Here is a 19,164-nt window from a genome sequence, read left to right on the forward strand (position 1 = left end):
GGGAGGTTGGCGGATGGCGACACTCAAGGACGCGACGGCGATAGCCGGGATCGGGCAGACGGGGTTCGCGAAACGGCTCCCGGAGTCCGAGAAGACCCTCGCCTGCCGGGCGATCCTGGCCGCCCTCGACGACGCGGGCATCGCGCCCTCGGAGGTCGACGGCTTCGCCTCGTACACGATGGAGGAGACCGACGAGGTGGAGGTCGCCAAGGCGATCGGCGCCGGGGACGTCACCTTCTTCAGCAAGGTGGGGTACGGGGGCGGCGGCTCCTGCGCCACCCTCGGCCATCTCGCCGGAGCCATCGCCACCGGCCAGGCGAGCGTCGGGGTGGCCTGGCGGTCACGGAAGCGCGGGTCCGGGCCCCGGCCGTGGAAGAACACCGCCGTACAGCTGCCGGCCCCCGCCCAGTGGACCCGCCCCTACGGGCTGCTTCGCCCCGCCGACGAGATCGGAATGCTGGCCCGCCGCTACATGCACGAGTACGGGGCCACCCGCGACCACCTCTTCAACGTCGCCCTCGCCTGCCGAAACCGGGCCAACCAGAACCCGGCCGCGATCATGTACGACCGCCCGCTGACCCGCGAGATGTACATGACCTCCCGCTGGATCAGCGAACCCCTCTGCCTCTTCGACAACTGCCTGGAGACGGACGGTGCGTTGGCCTACGTCATCGTCTCCGCCGAGCGCGCCCGCGACTGCCGGCAGCGGCCCGTCTACCTCCACTCCGTCGCCCAGGGCCTGCCCGCCCAGCACCACGGGATGGTCAACTACTGGAACGACGACCCGCTCACCGGACCCGCCTGGACAGCCGCCCGACAGCTGTGGAAACAGGCCGACTTCGGGCCCGACGACATCGACGTGGCTCAGATCTACGACGCGTTCACCCCGCTCGTCCCGCTCTCCCTGGAGGGGTACGGCTTCTGCGGGCGCGGCGAGGGCGGCGCGTTCACCGAGGGCGGGGCGCTGGAGAGCGGCGGACGGCTGCCGGTCAACACGGGGGGCGGCGGGCTGAGCGAGGCGTACGTCCACGGGTTCAACCTCATCACCGAGGGCGTCAAGCAGCTGCGCGGGACCTCCACCGCCCAGGTGCCGGACGCCGCGACCTGCCTGGTCACGGCGGGCGAGGGCGTGCCGACGTCGGCTGTTCTGCTGCGGAACTGAGGAGTTGAGGACATGACTGTGAACGATTCGCCGCTGCTTCCCGTCGTCGACGAGGACGGTGCGCCCTTCTGGGAGTACGCCGCCCGGGGCGAGCTGCGCGTCCAGGCCTGCGCCGCCCCCGCCTGCGGCGAACTCCGCTTCCCGCCCCGGCCCTGCTGCCCGCACTGCGGCTCCTTCGACAGTGCGTGGCGGGCGATGAGCGGGCGCGGCCGGCTCTGGTCGTACGTGATCCCGCACCCGCCGCTGCTCCCCGCCTACGCCGAACAGGCGCCGTACAACGCCGTGTTGGTGGAGCTGGTGGAGGCCCCGCACATCCGGCTGGCCGGGAACGTCGTCGCCTCCGCCGACGCGCCGCTCAACTCGGTGGACCCGGGGCGGCTGCGGATCGGGGCTCCGGTGCGGGCGGTGTTCTGCCCGGTGGGGCCCGACGGTGACGCCGAGGGCGGTGCCACGCTCGTACGCTGGCTGCTGGAGCGGTGAGCCATGGCCCTGCGCATCGAGCGGGACGGTGAGCGCGGGGTCGCGCTCGTGGTCCTGGACCGGCCTACGAGGCTCAACGCCATCGACCTGGAGACGGCCGGGGAACTCGCTTCGCTCTGGCGGGAGTTGCGGTACGACGAGTCGGTGCGCGCCGTGGTCCTCACCGGGGCCGGCACCCGCGCCTTCTGCACCGGGATCGACCGGGGCGTGGAGGTCCCGCAGCCGCCGTCCCCGTACGCCGTCGACGACCCCCTCCTGCGGATCGGGCCCAAGGCGAACGACCTGTGGAAGCCGGTGGTCGCGGCGGTGGAGGGGATGGCGTGCGGCGGGGCGTTCTATCTGCTGGGCGAGGCGGAGTTCGTCGTCGCCTCGCGTGAGGCGACCTTCTTCGATCCGCACACGACGTACGGGATGGTCTCGGCGTACGAGGCGATCGCGATGGCCCAGCGGATGCCGTTCGGGGAGGTGGCCCGGATGGCCCTGATGGGCACCGCGGAACGGGTGAGCGCCGAGCGGGCGTACGCGGTCGGGCTGGTGAGTGAGGTGACGGAGCCGGGCGGCGCGGTGGCGGCGGCGCTGCGGGCGGCGGCGGTGATCGCCGGATACCCGACGGAGGCGGTGCAGGGCACGGTGCGGGCGGTGTGGTCCGCGAAGGAGGCGGCCAGGACCCAGGCGATGGCCCAGGCCCCGGCGCTGATCTCCCTGGGCAACCTGCCCCCGGACCGGCAGGCGGAGCTGTTCGGGGCGCGGGGCGGGGGCGGGGAGCCCCGGGTGCGGTGAGCGGGTGATCGTGCGGTCAGACCGCCTTGGCGGTCACTTCGCAGCGCTTGACCCGGGACACCTTGCCGGGGGTGTCCATCCGCACGGTGAGGGTGTCCTCCTCGCCGACGTTGAGGATCGTGGTCGCCTCGGCCGTGTCCACGGTGTTGCCGCGGGCGTCGACGAACCGCACGTCGATCTCGTACGCCTGCGTGCCCGGGTAGTTCGAACGCACCTCGAGCAGCGACGAGGTGACCGCCTTGCGCTTGCCCTTGCGCGGGGCGGCACAGCGGATGACCCGGACGTCGAGGGCTTCGCCGGACGCGGTGGGCGTCGGGGTCGAGTAGGAGCCGGACGAGCCGGAGGACGAGGAGTCGTCGTAGTCGTCGTCGCTGTAGTCGGTGTGGCGGTAACCGCTGTTGCTCTTCTTGGAGTTGGAGCAGCCGCCGCCCGAACTGCTGCCCTTGCTCTTGCCGCTCTTGCCGCCGCTGCTGGAGGTCGAGAATCCGGTGAGCGCGAGCACCACCACGACCAGGACCGCCGCGAGCTTCATCTGTCGCCGCATCATGGATGCAGCCCCCCTTGTTGTCGTTGCTCGTGTGTTGTCGTTCCTCGTGCTGCCGTCCCACAGCATGACGGATGGCCTCGGCGTGTAGGTCATGGCCCTGTCACGGTCCGGTCATGGTCTGCGGGACGGGGCATCCTCACGGCGGTCGGCGGCGTCCGCGTGGCGGGGGTGATCGTCCGGGCGTAGCGTCGGCCGTACCGGGGGGTGTTCGCCGTACGCCGTTGGAGGCTGACGATGATCCGCAACGTCCTCGGCTCACTCGTCGCCCTCGCCGGGGCAGCTTCCGCCGTGCTGAGCCCGTTCCGCGACTGGTACGACGGGCGGGCGGGGCAGGACTACCGGGTGCGGGACCTCTTCGAGGGCATCACCGCCACGGAGTCGGGGGTGCTGGTCTCGATCCTGCTGCCGTTCCTGTTCGCGGCGCTGCTGGTGATCGCGGGGGTGGTGCTCCGGTCGCGGCTCGCGGTCGCGCTCGCGGGGCTGGTGGTGCTGGGCTTCACGATCCTGTGGATGGTCCGCCAGGGGCAGGCGACGGGGTCGCTGACGGTGGGTGGGGACGGGGCGGGGTTGCAGGTGGGGGTGGTGAACGCGTTGGCGGGCGGGGTGCTGATGCTGATCGGGGCGTTGCTTATGCGGGGGCGGGGCCGGGGGGTGGCTCGGGCTCGGCGGGAGCGGGAGCGGGAGCCGGTGGAGCCGTATGGGGCGCCGCCGGCGGACCAGGTGGACATGTGGCCGCCGACGCAGGAGCCGGGGATGTCGACGCACACGTCGCCGTGGCCGGAGCCGGAGGTGGACCCGTACACGGGGCCCGACCCCCATGACCCCCGTACGCGGTCGTATCCCCAGGCCCCGCCGCCGGGCCGGGCCGGGGATCCTCGGGATCCGGTGCATCCGCCGCAGCGGCCGCCTGAGGGGTGACGGTCCCCGCGTCGAGGGTTCCGTCCTCAAACGCCGGACGGGCTGGGAACCAAGCCCGTCCGGCGTTTGAGGACGGAACCCGGGATCAGGTGCGGGTCCTGTTGCCTGTCCCTGTGCCCTTCAGGGCGTCCAAGGCGTACACGCAGCGGTCCTTGCTGCACGCGTACACCACCCCCGCCTGCGCCACCGGTGAGCCCGTGATCTCGCCGCCCGTGGCCAGCTTCCAGCGGAGTTGGCCGCCTGCCGCGTCCAGGGTGTAGAGGACGTGGTCGGCCGAGCCGAAGTGGACCCGGCCGTCCGCCACGACCGGCGCGCCCACCACGTCGCCGCCCGCCGCGAAGCGCCACTTCGGGGTGCCGGTGACCGCGTCCAGGGTGTAGAGCGCGCTGCCGCTGCCCACGTGGACGTTGCCGACGGCGACGAGGACCGGTTCCAGGGATGCGCGGGCCTCCGTGGCGATGCGCCAGCGGTCCTTGCCGGTCGTCGCGTCGAGCGCGTACACCGTGCCGAGGTAGTCCGCGAGGTAGACCCCGCCCCCCGTCACCGCCGGGCCCGGCGCGAACGCGGGCGGGGACAGGAAGACCGCCGGGGACTCGAAGTGCCACCGCACCCGGCCGGAGACGGTGTCCACGGCCAGCACCCGGGTGCCCGCCGCGATGTAGACGTAGCCGTCGGGGGCCGGGGTCACCCGGACGGGGACCCCGCCGCAGGAGGCCGCGTCGCCGATCGGGTACGACCAGCGCTCCAGCCCCGTGCGGGCGTCCAGCGCGCGCAGCCGGGCGTCCTGCCAGACGTAGACCGTGCCGTCGTGGATGACCGGCGCGGCCTCCGCCGTCTCGAAGTCGCTCTGGGCCCCGGTGATCTCCCACAGCTTGTCGCCGTTGGACGCCTCCCAGCCCTGGACACCGCCGCCCCGGGTCGCGGTCAGCACCGTGCCCCGGTCGGCCTTGAGCGCGTACACCCAGGCGTCCGTCCGGACCCGCCACTGCTCGGCGCCGCCCGCCGCGTCCAGCGCGTACAGGGACGGGCCGTCCGAGGCGTGGATGCGCCCGCCCTCGACGGCCATCGCCCACGCCACGTCCCGGGTCTTGAACTGGCGGCGCCCGTTGCCGACGTCCAGCGCGTGGATCTCGAAGGACGTCACGTACAGCAGGTCACCGGAGACGACCGGCGTCCCCCACACGTCGTTGGACATGCGGAAGCGCCACGGCCGCCAGCGGTCGGGGGCTGCGGGTGCGGCGTCCGGGGCCGGTCCCGGAGCCGGTACGGCCGGTACGGGTGCCGTGGGTGCCGTGGACGTCCCGGCGGCCGATCCGTTCAGGCCCGCGGGCGGGCGGACCCAGCCCGTCGCGGCGGCCGGATGCGCGGCGGCGGCTCCCCGGACCTCCCCCGCACGCGGCCCGGGCCCGATCGGCGCCTTCGCCCCGGGCAGGTGGACGGGCCCGCTGTCGGGGGCCGGAGGCGAGGAGGAGAGCGGGGACGGCGAGCGCAGGTCGTTCCCGCCGCGCCACTCGGGTCCACGATCGGGAACGGGGTCCGGCGCGCGCTCCGGGGCGCGTGGGGGCTGCGGAGGGCGCGGCGGGGGCGCGGAAGGCGCGGGCGGGGCGGTGCGGCCGCCTCCCCGGCGCCGCTCGATCATGGCGGTGGCCGATGTCGGCAGCCAGGCCGACGCCGTACCGCTGTCGTCGCTGCCGGAGGCGAACAGGTGCGGGGCGAGCTGGGCCTGGAGGTCGGCGGGGCTGGGCCGCTTTGTGGCGTCCATCTGCATGCAGGACTCGATCAGCGGCCGCAGGTCGTCCGGCAGCCCCTCCAGGTCGGGCCCCTCCCGCAGCAGCATGAACACCGTCTCGACCGGGTTGGCCCCGTGGTAGGGGGCGTGGCCGGTGGCGGCGAAGACGAGGGTGGAGCCCAGCGAGAAGATGTCGCTGGCCCCGGTGACGCTCCGGGAGTCCCGGGCCTGCTCGGGCGACATGTACGCGGGCGTGCCGACGGCCACGTTGGTCATGGTCAGGCGGGTGTTGGAGACGCCGGATGCGATGCCGAAGTCGATGACGCGCGGGCCGTCCTCGACGACGAGCACGTTGGAGGGCTTCAGGTCGCGGTGGACGAGCCCGGCCCCGTGGATGGACTGGAGGGCCTCGGCGATCCCGGCGGCCAGCCACCGTACGGCCTGCGTCGGCATCGGGCCGCACTCGTTGACGATCTCTTCGAGCGAGGGCGCGGGCACATAGGCGGTGGCCAGCCACGGCACGGCGGCGCGGGGGTCGGCGTCGACCACGGCGGCGGTGTAGAAGCCGCTGACCGCGCGGGCGGCCTCGACCTCGCGCGTGAAGCGGACCCGGAAGAGCTGGTCCTCGGCGAGTTCGGTCCGCACCGTCTTGATCGCCACCCGCCGGCCCGACGCCGACCGGGCGAGATAGACCAGCCCCATGCCGCCGGCCCCGAGCCGTCCCAGCACCTCGAACGGGCCGATCCGTCTCGGGTCGTGCTGCGTCAGCTGCTCCATCACGTGCCTGCCACCTCCCCGTACGGACCTCAGGAACGAAGCCCGCGAATGTCCCGCCCGTTACCGCCCGGTGCGATTTCCGGCCTGCGCAGCGTCTCACCGCTGGGCACCACCTGGCGGTGCGCACCCTGATTCTTCCTGGCTCGGGCGCCGGTTGCGAACCCGGGGGCGGAAGTGGGTGTCTCATGTCACTTCGGCCGATTCTCGCCCACACCGGTACGCGCCGGGTACGCGCCGGGTGCACGCCGGTACGCGGCAAGGGCCGCGGCCGGGTCAGGGACGCAGCTCGCTCGGCTGGAGCACGGCGAAGAGGGCGCCCTGGTCGTCGTGGAGGACCGCCATCCGTCCGTACGGGATGTCGAAGGGCGGCGCGGAGACGCGGCCGCCGAGCTGGACGGCGAGTTCGGCCGCCGCGTCGCAGTCGGCGACGGTGAAGTAGGTGAGGAAGTAGCTGGGCAGCTCGGCGGGGAACGCGTCCGTGATGACGCTGCGGCCGCCGACGGCGGTGTCCGGGCCGGGTTCCGCGCCCTCGGGCGACCACATCCGGAAGTCGACCAGCGCCTCGGCATCGCCGGAGACGTCGTTGCCCGCCTCGTCCAGGTCGGTGCCCCGGAAGCCGAAGACCTTCTCGTAGAAGGGGTCCACCTTCTCCGGCTGCCGGGTGTGGACCTCGGTCCAGCAGAAGGAGCCGGGCTCGTTCTGCTTCTCGAACCCTTCCCGCTCCTCCGGCTGCCAGAGGCCGAAGACGGCGCCCCCGGGGTCGGCCGCCTGCGCCACGATCCCGGCCTGCCCGGCCCGTACGGGGTCGGTGATGATCTGGCCGCCGTGTTCGCGGATCGCGGCGACGGTGGCCCGGATGTCGTCGGTGGCGAAGTAGACGCCCCAGGCCGTCGGCATCCGCCCGTCCTTCTTGGCGGCGAGCGCGGCGACGAGCCGGCCGCCGCTCAGGGCGTCCGCGAAGGGCATGCCGTCGCCCGCGCGGAAGGTCCAGCCGAAGAGTCCGCCGTAGAAGCGCTTGCCCGCTTCGAGGTCGGAGAGCTGCACGTCCACCCAGCACGGCGCCGAATGCGCGAATGCGGCCATGGGGCCTGGTCCTTCCGTCGCGGTTCCGTCGCGGTGACGCCCGTCACAGTCAACGTAACGTCGCGCCCGGTCCGGCGCGCCCCGGCGGACGCCGAACGACCCCATAGGGAACATTTGATCGGATAATGAAGGCGTGGTCACCATGTGGACGAAAGTTGTCCACCGAAGTTGTCCACAGGCTGTTGATAACACTATTGCCGGGGGAGGGTGCCGGGGAGCGGCGACCGGGAGCGGCGACCGGGAGCGGGGGCGGGCTTCGCGGCCGGAATCCGGCCCCGGGACAGGCCTCGTACGCAATCTCGTACGCGACCTCGTACGCACCGCCGCCGCATCGGCCGAAAATGATCGTCCCCGACCCCCCGCACCCCGTCGTTCCTGCGGCGTTCCCCATTTGCAGTCGGCCGAATCGCGCTCCCATCGGCCCTCGGTAAGCTGACGGCATGACAGGACAAGTACGTACCGTCGACGGCCGCGTGGCCGGTCGACGCGGTCAGGCGACGCGGCAGAAGCTGCTCGACTGCCTCAGCGAGATGCTCAGCTCCTCGCCGTACCGGGACGTCAAAGTCATCGACGTCGCCCGGAAGGCCGGGACTTCACCCGCGACTTTCTACCAGTACTTCCCCGATGTGGAGGGCGCCGTCCTCGAAATCGCCGAGGAGGTCGCCAAGGAGGGCGCCGGACTGACCGAACTGGTCGCCGGGCGCCCGTGGGTCGGCAAGGCCGGCTGGCAGACGGCCGAGGAACTCGTCGAGGGGTTCCTCGACTTCTGGCGCCGCAACGACGCGATCCTCCGTGTGATCGACCTCGGCGCGGCCGAAGGGGACAAGCGGTTCTACAAGATCCGCATGAAGATCCTGAACTCGGTCACCAACTCCCTCACCGATTCGGTGAAGGAGCTCCAGGCCAAGGGCAAGGTCGACAAGGACATCAGCCCCGCCGCGATGGCGGGCTCCCTGGTCGCGATGCTGGCGGCGGTCGCTTCGCACCAGAAGGGGTTCACCACCTGGGGTGTGAAGCAGGCCGAACTGCGCCCGAACCTGGCGCTGTTGGTGCACCTGGGCATCACCGGCAAGAAACCCACCAAGTAGCCGACGGCCTCATACGTCATACGCCCTACCGGCACGTCCTGTCTCACCGACGGCGGACCACCACGCACTCTGCCGGGTGGTCCGCCGTCGGTGTTCCCGGACACCCGCGGCGGCACGAACCCGCCGGACACCTGCGGCGGCACGGACCCGGCGGACGGTGAACGGCGAACTACCGCCGCTCCAGCCGGAACAGCCGGACCTGCCGCTCCACCCGCGCCTGGTACGCCGCGTACGGCGGCCAGAACGTCAGCGCCACCCGCCACACCTCCTCCCGCTCCGCCCCCTCCAGCAGCCGCGCCCGCACCGGGATGGACCGGCCCCGCCAGCTGATGACGGCCTCCTCCGGGCGGGCCAGCAGATTCGCGGTCCAGGCCGGATGCCCCGTCCGGCCGAAGTTGCTGCCGACCAGGATCCAGGTGCTCTCGGACTCCCCCTCCGGCATGCAGGCCAGCGGGGTCACCCGGAGCCGCCCGCTGCGCGCCCCCGGCACCGTCAGGACGAGCCCCGGCAGCATCCGGGCGCTGGGCAGCACCTTGCCCCGGGTGAGTCGGTGGACGGTGCGGTCCAGGACGGGGACGACGTGCGGGGCGATCCGGGCGAAGGCGCGGGTCGAGGAGACCTTCTGGATCAGCCGGGCGGCCCGGTCACCGGCACCGGTCATCGGACGGCCACCCCGTGCACCAGGCCGCCCGGCGTGACGTCCCCGAACAGCCCGGCCTGCCCCGCCGCGTGGTCACGCAGCCGGTGTACGGGCCCGAAGAGCAGCTCGTCGCCCGCCGCCCGCTTCACGTACAGATGCGCCTCGTGCTCCCAGGTGAAGCCGATACCGCCGTGCAGCTGTACGGCCTCACCGGCCACGGTCCGGGCCGCCTCCAGCGCCTGGGCCAGCGCGAGCGGCCCGGCCGCCGGGTCCCAGGCGGCGTGGTACGCGGCGGAGCGTGCCGCCTCCACCCGTACGTACAGGTCGGCGAGGCGGTGTTTGACGGCCTGGAACGACCCGATGGCCCGGCCGAACTGCTCGCGCTCCTTCACGTACGCCACGGTCCGCTCCAGCGCGCCCGCCGCCGCCCCGACCGCCTCGGCGGCGAGATGGGCGGCGGCGGTGCGCCCGGTGGCGGCGAGCGCGCCGCAGACGTCCGGGGCATCGTCCGCCCCGAGGAGTTCGGCAGGGGTGTCGCGCAGCTCGACGCGGGCGAGGGGCCGGGTCTCGTCCATGGAGGTCAGGCGGGTACGGGTGAGCCCGTCGGCCTCGGCGGGGGCGAGGAAGAGGAGCGTCCGGCTCCGCGGATAGCCGCCGGCGTGGGCGGCTACCAGGAGGAGCCCAGCGCTGTGCCCGTCGAGCACCCGGTCGGCCTCCCCGTAGAGCCGCCAGCCACCATCGCCGGTGTCCTGCCGGGCCTGGACGCCCCCGGCCCGCCCGCCGCCCGCCCAGCCTCCGGTGCGGTTGTCGGCGGTGAGGCCGAGGGCGGCGGCCATCGACCCGCCGGGGACCGCGAGGGCGGCGGTGAGGACCCCGTCGGCGATCCGGGGCAGCAGGTCGGCGCGCTGTGCCGGGGTGCCGAGGGCGGCGATCAGGGGCGCGGCGAGTACGGCGGTGGCGAGCAGCGGGGAGGGCAGCAGCGCACGACCGGTCTCCTCACAGGCGAGGGCGAGCTCGGTGGCGGTGCAGCCGGCCCCGCCGTACTCGTCGGGCAGCGCGAGCCCCGGCAGCCCGAGCTCCTGGGCGAGCCGGCGCCACAGGGCCCGGTCGTGGCCCTCGGCGGTGCGTACGGCGGCGCGGACCTCGCCGGGTCCGCTGTGCTTGGCGAGCAGGTCGCGCAGGGTGCGGCGGATCTCGTCCTGTTCCGCGGTGAAGGCGGCGTCCATCGTCGGGCTCCTCCCCTCAGGAACCGGAGCGGCTCCCGATCTGACGGCCCGTCATATTACGTACAGAGCCCGCCGATTCCCAGAGTCCCGCACACGCACCGGGGTACGGAAGCCACGCGCACCACCCCGTTGCGCACCCGCATATCTGATGTACCGTCAGATTCATGCCTGCCTCCTCCCCCTCTCCCCGCCTCCCCCGCAAGGTCGCCGTCGTCGGCATATCCCTCGCGGACTGCGGACGCGTCGACGACGCCACCCCGTACGCCCTGCACGCCCAGGCGGCCCGGCGTGCGCTGGCCGACTCCGGCCTGGACCGCTCGGTGGTCGACGGCTTCGCCTCCGCCGGGCTCGGGACGCTGGCGCCGGTGGAGGTCGCGGAGTACCTGGGGCTGCGGCCCACCTGGGTCGACTCCACGGCGGTGGGCGGCGCCACCTGGGAGGTGATGGCGGCCCACGCGGCGGACGCGATCGCGGCGGGCCGGGCGCGGGCGGTGCTCCTGGTCTACGGCTCCACGGCCCGGGCCGACATCAAGGCGGGCCGCCGCACGTCGAACCTGTCGTTCGGGGCGCGGGGGCCGTTGCAGTTCGAGGTGCCGTACGGGCACACGCTGATCGCCAAGTACGCGATGGCCGCCCGCCGCCACATGCACACGTACGGCACGACGCTGGAGCAGCTCGCCGAGGTGGCGGTGACGGCCCGGGCGAACGCGGCGGCGAACCCGGACGCGATGTTCCGGGACCCGATCACGGTCGACGAGGTCCTCTCCGGCCCGATGATCGCGGACCCGTTCACCAAGCTGCACTGCTGCATCCGCAGCGACGGGGGGTGCGCGGTGCTGCTGGCGGCCGAGGAGTACGTACCGGACACGGCGAAAGCACCGGTATGGATCCTGGGCACAGGTGAGTCAGCGTCCCACTCCTCCATGTCGGAGTGGGAGGACTTCACGGTCTCCCCCGCCGCCGTCTCGGGCCGCCTGGCCTTCGAACGGGCCGGGGTGCGCCCCTCGGATATCGACCTGGCGGAGATCTACGACGCGTTCACGTACATGACGCTGGTGACGCTGGAGGACCTGGGGTTCTGCGCGAAGGGGGAGGGCGGCGCGTTCGTGGAGAAGGGCCGTACGGGCCTGCGCGGCGAGCTCCCGGTGAACACGGACGGCGGCGGCCTCTCCGCCTGCCACCCCGGGATGCGCGGCCTGTTCCTGCTGGTGGAGGCGGTACGCCAGCTACGCGGCGAGGCCGGCGCCCGCCAGGTCCACAAGGCCGGGGGGCGCCTCCCGGAGCTGGCGGTGGCGTCGGGGACGGGCGGCTGGTTCTGCTCGTCGGGGACGGTGGTGCTGGGCCGGGGGTGAGGGGAGCCTCACGAGTCGGGGCCCACTCGGTCCTCCGTCCCGAAGAACCCATCCGCCTCACGGCGCAGCAGGGCTCCGTCCACCCGGGGCAGCCGCCTGTGCCGGGTCACCAGCTCCTCGGCGCTCAGCTGCCTCCGACGACGGAGGGGGCGCAGCTCCGCGACCTCAACGCCGTTGCGGGAGATCCGGAAGGACTCGCCACCTGCCACCGCGTCCATGACTTCGGCAGACCTGTTGCGCAATTCGTACTCCGTGATGCTCTTCACGCACTCAACGTAGCCGCGTAGTACGCGGCTACGGTTGCCCAGCTGGCCCCCTGCAGCCGCGAGCAGGTGGAATGGCCCCATGAGCGAAGCCGCCGCACCCGCCCCGCGCCCCTTCTCCGCCCTCCTGCACGCCCAGCGCGTCTGGGACACCGAGCTGCCGGACTTCGACCCGACCACCGCCCCGCCCGCGCCCGTCCCCCTCTTCCACGCGTGGTTCGCCGACGCCGTGGCCGCCGGGCAGCCCGAGCCGCATGCGATGACGCTGGCCACGGCGGACGCCGACGGCCTTCCCGACGTACGCACCCTGCTCCTCCACGGCGCGGACGAGCGCGGCTTCCACTTCGCCTCGCACGCCACCAGCGCCAAGGGCCACCAGCTCGCCGCCCGCCCGTACGCCGCGCTCGGCTTCTACTGGCCGAGCCTGGGGCGGCAGGTACGGGTGCGGGGCCCCGTCACCCGCTGCACCCCGGCCGAGAGCCACGCCGACCTGCACGCCCGGTCCACCGGAGCCCTCGCCGCCGCCCTGACCGGCACACAGAGCGGGGTTGTGGAATCCGTGGCGGCCCTGCACCGGGCGGCGGACGCGGCCTGGGAGCGGGCCCAGGCGGAACCGGACACCGAGGCTCCGACCTGGACCCGGTACGTGGTCGAGCCGGCCGAGATGGAGTTCTTCCAGGGCGACGCCCGCCGCCGCCACATCCGGCTCCGCTACCGCCGCATGGAGGCCGCCACGGAGGCCGGCCCAGCACCCGACGCGGCAAGCGGCTCGCAGACCGGCCCGGAGACCGGCGGCTGGACCCGCGAGCTGCTCTGGCCCTGAGGCGGCCCCGCCGCCGCCCCACCTGCCCCCTTAACCCGGTTTCAACAAGAAGAGGGCACTATGGGAGGAAGGCGAGTCGCTGGAGGTACCGATGCCACGAGCCCGTTCCCGCTACGCCCCCGACCGGGGCCTGACCGGCCGCATGGTCACCACCATGTTCCTGATCGGTCTGCTCTACGTCGTCTTCGTGGGCGTGCTCCTCGCGGCCCTGCGCGGTTCCTGGCCGATCATCCTGATCATCACGGGCGGCCTGTTCATCGCCCAGTTCTGGTTCAGCGACCGCATCGCGGCGTACGGCATGGGCGCCCGCGAGGTCACCCCCGAACAGGCCCCCGAGCTGCACGGCACCATCGACCGCATCTGCGCGCTGGCGGACATGCCGAAGCCCAAGGTGGCCATCGCCGAGAGTGACGTACCGAACGCGTTCGCCACCGGCCGCAGCGAGAAGACCGCCCTGGTCTGCGCTACGACGGGCCTCCTGCGCCGCCTGGAGCCGGAGGAGCTGGAGGGCGTCCTCGCGCATGAGATGTCGCACGTCGCGCACCGGGACGTGGCCGTCATGACGATCGCCTCGTTCCTGGGTGTCCTGGCCGGCATCATCACCCGCATCGCGCTCTGGGGCGGCTTCGCGCGCAGCCGCCCCGGCAACGACCCGGCCGGCATCCTGCTCCTGCTCATCCCGCTGATCAGCGCCGTCGTGTACGCGATCAGCTTCCTGCTCACCCGGCTGCTCTCCCGCTACCGCGAGCTCTCCGCCGACCGCGCCGCCGCGCTCCTCACCGGCCGGCCCTCCGCCCTCGCGTCGGCCCTGACGAAGGTCAGCGGACAGATGGCCCGCATCCCGACCGAGGACCTTCGAAAGGCGGAGCCGTACAACGCGTTCTACTTCATGCCCGCGTTCTCCGCGAAGGAGTCCCTGGGCCGGCTGTTCTCCTCGCACCCGACGCTGGAACAGCGCCTCGACCAGCTGTCCCGCATCTCCACCGACCTGTCCCGATAAGAGTCTCCAAGGAGTCACGCCCGTGGGCCTGCTCGACGCCATCCTCGGCCGCAGCAAACCCGTCCGCCCCGACCTCGACCAGCTCTTCGCCGTCCCCTCGGCCGCCCTCACCCTCCAGGCCGCCACCGGCTTCACGCCGACGGGCCTGGGCTCGGTCTGCTTCGCGGGCGTGGAGGGCGGCGGTTTCGCCCGCCTCCAGGAGGACGTACGGGAGCTGCTGGACGCCGACACGGAGCGCGGCGGCATCCCGGTGGAGTTCAGCCGGGACGCGTACGGCTACACGTGGCTGCTCGCCAGCCACCCGGCCGACGACACGGCGGGCCTGGTCAACGACCTGCACGCGGTGAACACCCTGCTCCAGGACGGCGGCTTCGGCCCGCACCTGCTGTGCTCACTGATCGGCTTCCGGGACGCGAAGGGCGCCGACGGCTCCGAGGACACCGACGGCCGGTCGCTGGCGCTGGTCTACCTCTACAAGCGCGGCACGTTCTACCCGTTCGCCCCGCTGCCCGGCGACGCCGAGAAGCGGGACAACCAGCTGGAGCTCCAGGTACGGGGCGCCCTCGGCGACGACCTCCGGGTGGAGAAGGACCTGTCCCGGTGGTTCCCGGTGTGGGGGGCGCCGGGGCTGTGATCAGCCGTTGACGGTGGTGGTGACCGTGGCGTGGTCCAGGAACGCGGTCCAGGCGGCCGGGGCGACGGCGAAGGTGGGGCCGTCGGTGACCTTGGAGTCGCGGATGTGGACGGTGTGGGGGCAGGTGGCGACCTCTACGCAGGCGTCCTGGAAGTCGCCGCTGTAGCTGGACTTGCGCCAGTCGTAGGCGACCTCGATGCAGGCTTCGCCCTCGTTGTTGCTGTAGCTCGACTTGAACCAGGTCAGTCCGGGTCCGTGGCTCACAGTTGTCTCACCTTCATCTCGATGACCTCCGCCGACTTCCAGGGGTTGAGTGCCTGGGCCCGCAGGATGCCGAAGAGGTCCAGCTGGTCGCTCACTACCTCCGGCTTCGAGATCAACCTACCGCCGCCCTGCGCCTCCGCGAAGAGCAGATTGCGGCCTTCCGCCGTGGACATCAGCTGCATGGGACCGTTCAACCCCGCGTGCGTGTGCTGGTCCGACGGCATCACCTGAACCGTCAGGTGGTTGAACCGCTCGATGCAGTCCAGCACGTGCAGCAACTGCTCCTTCAGCACCTCCGGTCCGCCCAGCGTCCGGTCCAGGACCGACTCCTCGATGACGTACCCGATGCGCGGCGGCGACTTCCGGGTCAGCACCGCCTGCCGTTCCAGTCGCGCTTCGACGTGCCGGACGATCTCCTCCTCCGAGTACGCCGGTACGCGCGAGCGGTACAGCGCGTACGCGTACGCCTCCGTCTGGAGCAGGCCCGGGATCAGCATCGTCTCGTACGCGCTGATGACCCGCGCGAGCCGTTCCAGCCGCGCCCAGTCCAGGAACTTCGGCGGGTACTTCTCCTCGTCCACCAGCTCGCAGCACGCCTCCAGCGCCCCGTTCGCCACGAACAGCCGCTCGGCGTCCATCAGCAGGTCGCGCGAGGGAATGCGTTCCGCCCGTTCGACCGCGCCCATCAGGGATTCCGAGATCAGCAGCACGTCCGCCGCCGTCTTCTGCGTGTGTCCGGCCCGCACCCGGTGGATACGGATCAGATCGCCCACCAGCCGCAGTCCGTGCGTCGGCTCACTACTCGTCCCCACAGCCATCCCGCCCTCCTCACATCGCATCGATGTGGACCGTGTCCTGCTGGTCACGCTACGCAGTCGGGGGAATGCTCGTAGCCATGACGAGCAAGAAGCACCCCGAATGGGTACCGGCCGCCGGGCACCAACTCCACCTCACCGGGATTCACTTCGACGCCATCCGGCTCCGGGGCATCCGCGGCGAGGCCGTCCTCCAGCACCTCGCCACCCTGACCGAGGGCGAGCCGGGGCCCGTGGTGCGGGAGATGGCCGGGGCGCGGTGGACGTACTTCCTGATTCCGCCGGGCGCGAGTGACGGGTACGACTGGCCGCCGGGCGTGAAGTGCTTCGGGCCGGCCACGCGGGACGAGTGGGTGGGCATCCCGGCCCCGGACGGCAACACGTACCCGCTGAGCTGGCGGTGCGGGGCGCCGGAGGAGGACGAGTTCGTGGATCCGGAGCTGCTGCACGGGCTGGTGATGGCCCAGCTGGCTCCGGCGGCCCACGAGGAGTGAGCAGGTTCAGCGGCCGGGCCGGAAGACCGGTACCGCCTCCCGGAACGTGACCGTCAGCCCCATACCGATGCGGAGGTCGCCGTGCGCGCACTCCACGACCTCCGTCATCATCCGCGGCCCCTCGGCGAGGTCGACGACGGCCGCGACGTACGGGACGCGGCCCCCGAAGGGCGGCAGGTCGTTACGGTGGACGACCGACCACGTGTAGAGCGTCGCCCGACCGCTCGCGCGCTCCCACTCCACGTCCTCGCTCCAGCAGTACGGGCAGAACTCGCGCGGGTAGTGATGCGCCCGCCCGCACCCACCGCACCGCCGGATCAGCAGCCGCCCCTCCCCCGCCGCCTCCCAGTACGGCCGGGTGAAGGCGTCCGGCTCGGGCAGGTCGAAGCGCGGGGGCACCGCCGGGCCCGGGGGTACCGCCCGGTCCGGGCCCGCCGCACGCTCCGGGGGCGTCACAGGAACAGCCCGAACGCCGCGTCCAGCGACCACGTCTGCCAGGCCATCGCGAACAGGGCCACGAGCGAGATCAGGGCCATCATCGCGTTCTGCCCCTGCTCGGCCCAGTCGTGGATCATCAGGACCAGGTAGAGCAGGTTGAGGAGGAGGCCGGCGATCAGGGCGATCGGGGTGAGGAAGCCCGTCACCAGGCCCAGTCCGAGGGCCAGTTCGGCGTAGACGACGACGTACGCGATCACCTTCGGGCGGGGTTCGACGACCCGCCGGAAGCCGGTGCACACCACACCCCATCGGTGCTTGCCCGCAATGTCTGCTGCCCAGGCGATCCCCGTGCCCCGCTCGAACCAGCCCTTCCTGTCCTTGTGCCGCCAGCTCTCCAGCCACCAGAGGCCGAGGCCTATACGGAGGACGGCGAGCCATTCCGCACCGCTGAGCCAGATCGTCTGCATCGGGCAGCTCCTCCGGACGTCGAGAACCTGACGGTACGTCAGTTCAGCGGATGCGGGGCGCCTCGCGCAAGGGGTCTGCACGGACCGGCGCGCCCCCTAGCGCCGCCGCCCGCGCCCCAGCAGCCACGCCAGGTAGACCCCTCCCAGCGCGCCCGTCACCACCCCCACCGGCAGCGATCCCGCCGTCGGCAGGGTCACCGCCACCAGGTCCGAGGCGGAGAGCAGCAGGGCGCCCATCGCGGCGGCGGGCAGCAGCCCCGTTCCCGTACCGCGGCTGAGGCGACGGGCCAACTGCGGTGCGCAGAGCGCCACGAACACGATCGGGCCGGCCACCGAGACCGCCACCGCGCTGAGCCCCACCGCGATCAGGAGCACGAGGTAGCGGGTGCGGCCCGCGTCGACGCCCAGGCCGCCCGCCGCCTCGTCGCCCATCTCCAGCAGGTCCAGGCGGCGGACCAGCGGAAGGGCGAGCAGGAGCAGGGCCGCCAGCGCGAGGAGGGCCGGGAGGATCTGGTGGCGTTCGGTGGAGCCGAGGCTGCCGATCAGCCAGAGCTGGGCCGACTGGGCGTGGTCCAGGGCGGCCCGGGTGAGCAGGTACGCGTTGACCGAGGCCAGCAGCGAACCAACCGCGATCCCGGCGAGGATGAGCCGGTTGCCCCGGAACGAGCCGCGTCGGGCCAGGAGTTGCACGACGAGCGCCGTGGCCAGGCCGGCTCCTGCCGCGCCCACCGCCACGTACGCCGGGTTCCCGTGCAGCAGGACCAGCAACGCGCCCGTTGCCGCACCGGAGTTGAAGCCCACGATGTCCGGGCTGCCGAGCGGGTTCCGGGAGAGCTGCTGGAACAGCGCCCCGGCCGCCCCCAGGCCCGCGCCGACGACGAGCCCGAGGGCCACCCGGGGCAGCCGCAGCTCCAGCACCACGAACGCGGCCTGCTCCGAGCCCGCGCCGAGCAGCGCTCCCAGCACCTCGGCAGGCGGTACGAGTCCGTCCCGGGTGAGTGCGAGGGCGCCGCTGGCCGCCGCGAGGAGGGCCAGGAGGAGGGTGACGGCGAGGGGGCGGGGGCGCAGGCGGAGGGAGAGGCCACCGGGGGCGAGGCGGAGGGTCCGGCGGGCGGGGCCCCGGCCGCGTACGGTCATGGGCTTGCCGAGAGCGCTCATGCCGCCACCGCCTTCCGCGAGGCGGACCGGTTGCGGCCGATCAGCCAGATCAGGACCGGCGCTCCCACGAACGCCGTCACGATGCCCACCTGAATCTCGGCGGGCCGCGCGATGACCCGGCCCACGATGTCCGCGACGAGCAGCAGGCCCGCGCCGATGAGGACCGCGTACGGCATCAGGCGGCGGTGGTCGGGGCCGGTGAGGAGGCGGGCCACGTGCGGGGCGACCAAGCCGATGAAGCCGACCGGGCCGATGGCGGCGGTGGCGGCGCCGCTGAGGAGCACCGTGGCGAGCGTGCCGAGCAGGCGTACGCGCCCCGGGGCGACGCCCAGCGCCCGGCCCGCCTCGTCGCCGAGCGCGAACGCGTTGAGGGCGGGCGCGACAGCCAACGCCAGCACCGCGCCGGCCAACAGGAACGGCAACACCTCCCACAGCACCGCGAGCTCGCGGCCCGCCAATGTGCCGACGGACCACATCCGCAGGGTCCCGTACGCGTCCGCGTCCAGCACCCCCAGCCCGCTGACCACCGCCCCCAGCACGGCGGTGACGACCACCCCCGCGAGCACGAGCCCTTCGGGGGTGCCGCGGCCCGCACCCCGGCCGCCGAGCAGGTACACGACCACCACCGCGACCGCCGCCCCCAGCAGCGCCCACCAGACGACGGCCTGGAGCGAGCGCGTACCGAGCAGCACGGTCGCGGCGACCACGGCGCAGGCGGCCCCGGTGTTGACGCCGAGGATGCCGGGGTCGGCCAGGGGGTTACGGGTCATCCCCTGCATCACCGCCCCGGCGAGGCCGAGCGCCGCCCCGGCCGTGACGGCGAGGAGCGTGCGCGGCACCCGGACCTCGCGGACCAGTGAGGCGTGCGGGGCGTCCGGGTCGAACAGTGCGGCCAGCACCTCGGCCGGGGGCACGGGCTGCGCGCCCACGGCGAGGCCGCCGGCCACGGCGAGGGCCAGGAGGATCAGCCCTGCCGTGAGCCCGGCGGCGTACCGTACGCGTGCGGCGGATATCTGACGAACCACC

22 protein-coding genes are annotated in these 19,164 nt (G+C 73.0%); 10 read left to right on the top strand and 12 right to left on the bottom strand.

Annotated elements, in window-relative coordinates; translation table 11 throughout:
• Nucleotides 1-13 precede the first annotated feature (13 nt).
• Genes IF17_RS0131650 through IF17_RS0131660 form a run of 3 tightly spaced genes read left to right on the top strand, consistent with a single transcriptional unit; the run spans nucleotide 14 to nucleotide 2,422 of the window.
• Nucleotides 14-1,162, top strand: coding sequence for a lipid-transfer protein (locus IF17_RS0131650; protein WP_030573451.1), 1,149 nt, complete (start codon nucleotides 14-16; stop codon nucleotides 1,160-1,162).
• 12 nt (nucleotides 1,163-1,174) lie between these two features.
• The gene (locus IF17_RS0131655; RefSeq protein ID WP_030573453.1) at nucleotides 1,175-1,642 is read left to right on the top strand and encodes a Zn-ribbon domain-containing OB-fold protein; all 468 of its coding nucleotides are present in this window, start codon (nucleotides 1,175-1,177) and stop codon (nucleotides 1,640-1,642) included.
• Nucleotides 1,643-1,645: 3 nt separating this feature from the next.
• Nucleotides 1,646-2,422 carry an enoyl-CoA hydratase/isomerase family protein gene (locus IF17_RS0131660; RefSeq protein ID WP_030573455.1) on the top strand — a complete coding sequence of 259 codons (777 nt, stop codon included), beginning with the start codon at nucleotides 1,646-1,648 and terminating at the stop codon, nucleotides 2,420-2,422.
• 16 nt (nucleotides 2,423-2,438) lie between these two features.
• On the opposite strand, the gene IF17_RS0131665 is transcribed toward IF17_RS0131660, so the two are convergent.
• A complete protein-coding gene (locus IF17_RS0131665) occupies nucleotides 2,439-2,969 on the bottom strand; it encodes a hypothetical protein (protein WP_030573459.1) in 531 nt (176 codons plus the stop codon).
• A gap of 234 nt (nucleotides 2,970-3,203) precedes the next feature.
• Between IF17_RS0131665 and IF17_RS0131670 the strand changes: the two genes are divergently transcribed.
• Nucleotides 3,204-3,887, top strand: a complete 684-nt coding sequence (locus IF17_RS0131670) for a hypothetical protein (protein WP_030573462.1) — start codon at nucleotides 3,204-3,206, stop codon at nucleotides 3,885-3,887.
• An 85-nt stretch (nucleotides 3,888-3,972) separates the two neighbouring features.
• On the opposite strand, the gene afsK is transcribed toward IF17_RS0131670, so the two are convergent.
• Both afsK and IF17_RS0131680 read right to left on the bottom strand, forming a co-directional pair.
• Nucleotides 3,973-6,393, bottom strand: a complete 2,421-nt coding sequence (afsK, locus tag IF17_RS0131675; RefSeq protein WP_030573465.1) for a protein serine/threonine kinase AfsK — start codon at nucleotides 6,391-6,393, stop codon at nucleotides 3,973-3,975.
• Between the two features lie 273 nt (nucleotides 6,394-6,666).
• Nucleotides 6,667-7,476 carry a VOC family protein gene (locus IF17_RS0131680; RefSeq protein WP_030573467.1) on the bottom strand — a complete coding sequence of 270 codons (810 nt, stop codon included), beginning with the start codon at nucleotides 7,474-7,476 and terminating at the stop codon, nucleotides 6,667-6,669.
• A 440-nt stretch (nucleotides 7,477-7,916) separates the two neighbouring features.
• Here IF17_RS0131680 and IF17_RS0131685 point away from each other — a divergent pair, with 440 nt between their 5' ends.
• Complete coding sequence (locus IF17_RS0131685) at nucleotides 7,917-8,564, top strand: TetR family transcriptional regulator (RefSeq protein ID WP_032772904.1); 648 nt, start codon at nucleotides 7,917-7,919, stop codon at nucleotides 8,562-8,564.
• Between the two features lie 169 nt (nucleotides 8,565-8,733).
• Here IF17_RS0131685 and IF17_RS0131690 read toward each other — a convergent pair whose 3' ends face one another.
• Entirely contained in the window at nucleotides 8,734-9,225 is a 492-nt protein-coding gene (locus IF17_RS0131690; RefSeq protein ID WP_030573473.1) for a nitroreductase/quinone reductase family protein, read from the bottom strand.
• Nucleotides 9,222-10,430 (bottom strand): acyl-CoA dehydrogenase family protein, encoded by a 1,209-nt coding sequence (locus IF17_RS0131695; protein ID WP_030573475.1) that lies wholly within the window; start codon nucleotides 10,428-10,430, stop codon nucleotides 9,222-9,224. The genes IF17_RS0131690 and IF17_RS0131695 overlap by 4 nt, the downstream gene beginning before the upstream one ends.
• 164 nt (nucleotides 10,431-10,594) lie before the next feature.
• Between IF17_RS0131695 and IF17_RS0131700 the strand changes: the two genes are divergently transcribed.
• Nucleotides 10,595-11,782: a thiolase C-terminal domain-containing protein gene (locus IF17_RS0131700; RefSeq protein ID WP_030573478.1), complete on the top strand. Its 1,188-nt coding sequence runs from the start codon at nucleotides 10,595-10,597 to the stop codon at nucleotides 11,780-11,782.
• Nucleotides 11,783-11,790: 8 nt separating this feature from the next.
• On the opposite strand, the gene IF17_RS0131705 is transcribed toward IF17_RS0131700, so the two are convergent.
• Nucleotides 11,791-12,048: a type II toxin-antitoxin system Phd/YefM family antitoxin gene (locus IF17_RS0131705; RefSeq protein WP_030573481.1), complete on the bottom strand. Its 258-nt coding sequence runs from the start codon at nucleotides 12,046-12,048 to the stop codon at nucleotides 11,791-11,793.
• A 79-nt stretch (nucleotides 12,049-12,127) separates the two neighbouring features.
• On the opposite strand from IF17_RS0131705, the gene IF17_RS0131710 reads away from it, so the two are divergent.
• The 3 genes from IF17_RS0131710 to pspAB all read left to right on the top strand — a co-directional run bounded on the left by IF17_RS0131710 (nucleotide 12,128) and on the right by pspAB (nucleotide 14,502).
• Nucleotides 12,128-12,868, top strand: a complete 741-nt coding sequence (locus IF17_RS0131710) for a pyridoxine/pyridoxamine 5'-phosphate oxidase (protein WP_030573484.1) — start codon at nucleotides 12,128-12,130, stop codon at nucleotides 12,866-12,868.
• 91 nt (nucleotides 12,869-12,959) lie between these two features.
• The gene (htpX, locus tag IF17_RS0131715) at nucleotides 12,960-13,868 is read left to right on the top strand and encodes a zinc metalloprotease HtpX (RefSeq protein WP_018510731.1); all 909 of its coding nucleotides are present in this window, start codon (nucleotides 12,960-12,962) and stop codon (nucleotides 13,866-13,868) included.
• A gap of 22 nt (nucleotides 13,869-13,890) precedes the next feature.
• Complete coding sequence (pspAB, locus tag IF17_RS0131720; RefSeq protein ID WP_030573486.1) at nucleotides 13,891-14,502, top strand: PspA-associated protein PspAB; 612 nt, start codon at nucleotides 13,891-13,893, stop codon at nucleotides 14,500-14,502.
• On the opposite strand, the gene IF17_RS0131725 is transcribed toward pspAB, so the two are convergent.
• Together IF17_RS0131725 and IF17_RS0131730 are read right to left on the bottom strand one after the other, a co-directional pair.
• A complete protein-coding gene (locus IF17_RS0131725; protein WP_030573489.1) occupies nucleotides 14,503-14,766 on the bottom strand; it encodes a DUF397 domain-containing protein in 264 nt (87 codons plus the stop codon).
• Nucleotides 14,763-15,584: a helix-turn-helix domain-containing protein gene (locus tag IF17_RS0131730; protein WP_179115433.1), complete on the bottom strand. Its 822-nt coding sequence runs from the start codon at nucleotides 15,582-15,584 to the stop codon at nucleotides 14,763-14,765. Before IF17_RS0131730 ends, IF17_RS0131725 begins: the two co-directional genes overlap by 4 nt.
• Before the next feature lie 77 nt (nucleotides 15,585-15,661).
• On the opposite strand from IF17_RS0131730, the gene IF17_RS0131735 reads away from it, so the two are divergent.
• Entirely contained in the window at nucleotides 15,662-16,075 is a 414-nt protein-coding gene (locus tag IF17_RS0131735; protein ID WP_030573493.1) for a hypothetical protein, read from the top strand.
• 6 nt (nucleotides 16,076-16,081) lie between these two features.
• On the opposite strand, the gene IF17_RS0131740 is transcribed toward IF17_RS0131735, so the two are convergent.
• From IF17_RS0131740 to IF17_RS0131755, 4 genes are all read right to left on the bottom strand, one after another.
• Nucleotides 16,082-16,474: a Zn-ribbon domain-containing OB-fold protein gene (locus IF17_RS0131740; RefSeq protein WP_030573496.1), complete on the bottom strand. Its 393-nt coding sequence runs from the start codon at nucleotides 16,472-16,474 to the stop codon at nucleotides 16,082-16,084.
• Nucleotides 16,475-16,527: 53 nt separating this feature from the next.
• Nucleotides 16,528-16,980 (bottom strand): hypothetical protein, encoded by a 453-nt coding sequence (locus IF17_RS0131745; protein ID WP_030573498.1) that lies wholly within the window; start codon nucleotides 16,978-16,980, stop codon nucleotides 16,528-16,530.
• A gap of 96 nt (nucleotides 16,981-17,076) precedes the next feature.
• Nucleotides 17,077-18,138: a FecCD family ABC transporter permease gene (locus IF17_RS0131750; RefSeq protein ID WP_030573502.1), complete on the bottom strand. Its 1,062-nt coding sequence runs from the start codon at nucleotides 18,136-18,138 to the stop codon at nucleotides 17,077-17,079.
• Nucleotides 18,135-19,163, bottom strand: coding sequence for a FecCD family ABC transporter permease (locus tag IF17_RS0131755; RefSeq protein WP_051884177.1), 1,029 nt, complete (start codon nucleotides 19,161-19,163; stop codon nucleotides 18,135-18,137). Before IF17_RS0131755 ends, IF17_RS0131750 begins: the two co-directional genes overlap by 4 nt.
• Nucleotide 19,164 lies beyond the last annotated feature (1 nt).

Origin of the sequence: Streptomyces cyaneofuscatus, assembly GCF_000718135.1 — a bacterium.
Lineage (GTDB): Bacteria > Actinomycetota > Actinomycetes > Streptomycetales > Streptomycetaceae > Streptomyces > Streptomyces cyaneofuscatus.

Coding starts and splice junctions, on each gene's coding strand:
- IF17_RS0131660 (WP_030573455.1), top strand. CDS start 1,646: ATGGCCCTGCGCATCGAGCGGGACGGTGAGCGCGGGGTCGCGCTCGTG.
- afsK (WP_030573465.1), bottom strand. CDS start 6,393: ATGGAGCAGCTGACGCAGCACGACCCGAGACGGATCGGCCCGTTCGAG.
- IF17_RS0131655 (WP_030573453.1), top strand. CDS start 1,175: ATGACTGTGAACGATTCGCCGCTGCTTCCCGTCGTCGACGAGGACGGT.
- IF17_RS0131735 (WP_030573493.1), top strand. CDS start 15,662: ATGACGAGCAAGAAGCACCCCGAATGGGTACCGGCCGCCGGGCACCAA.
- IF17_RS0131695 (WP_030573475.1), bottom strand. CDS start 10,430: ATGGACGCCGCCTTCACCGCGGAACAGGACGAGATCCGCCGCACCCTG.
- IF17_RS0131730 (WP_179115433.1), bottom strand. CDS start 15,584: ATGGCTGTGGGGACGAGTAGTGAGCCGACGCACGGACTGCGGCTGGTG.
- IF17_RS0131665 (WP_030573459.1), bottom strand. CDS start 2,969: ATGATGCGGCGACAGATGAAGCTCGCGGCGGTCCTGGTCGTGGTGGTG.
- htpX (WP_018510731.1), top strand. CDS start 12,960: ATGCCACGAGCCCGTTCCCGCTACGCCCCCGACCGGGGCCTGACCGGC.
- IF17_RS0131700 (WP_030573478.1), top strand. CDS start 10,595: ATGCCTGCCTCCTCCCCCTCTCCCCGCCTCCCCCGCAAGGTCGCCGTC.
- IF17_RS0131685 (WP_032772904.1), top strand. CDS start 7,917: ATGACAGGACAAGTACGTACCGTCGACGGCCGCGTGGCCGGTCGACGC.
- IF17_RS0131745 (WP_030573498.1), bottom strand. CDS start 16,980: ATGCAGACGATCTGGCTCAGCGGTGCGGAATGGCTCGCCGTCCTCCGT.
- IF17_RS0131710 (WP_030573484.1), top strand. CDS start 12,128: ATGAGCGAAGCCGCCGCACCCGCCCCGCGCCCCTTCTCCGCCCTCCTG.
- IF17_RS0131670 (WP_030573462.1), top strand. CDS start 3,204: ATGATCCGCAACGTCCTCGGCTCACTCGTCGCCCTCGCCGGGGCAGCT.
- IF17_RS0131650 (WP_030573451.1), top strand. CDS start 14: ATGGCGACACTCAAGGACGCGACGGCGATAGCCGGGATCGGGCAGACG.
- IF17_RS0131690 (WP_030573473.1), bottom strand. CDS start 9,225: ATGACCGGTGCCGGTGACCGGGCCGCCCGGCTGATCCAGAAGGTCTCC.
- IF17_RS0131680 (WP_030573467.1), bottom strand. CDS start 7,476: ATGGCCGCATTCGCGCATTCGGCGCCGTGCTGGGTGGACGTGCAGCTC.
- IF17_RS0131750 (WP_030573502.1), bottom strand. CDS start 18,138: ATGAGCGCTCTCGGCAAGCCCATGACCGTACGCGGCCGGGGCCCCGCC.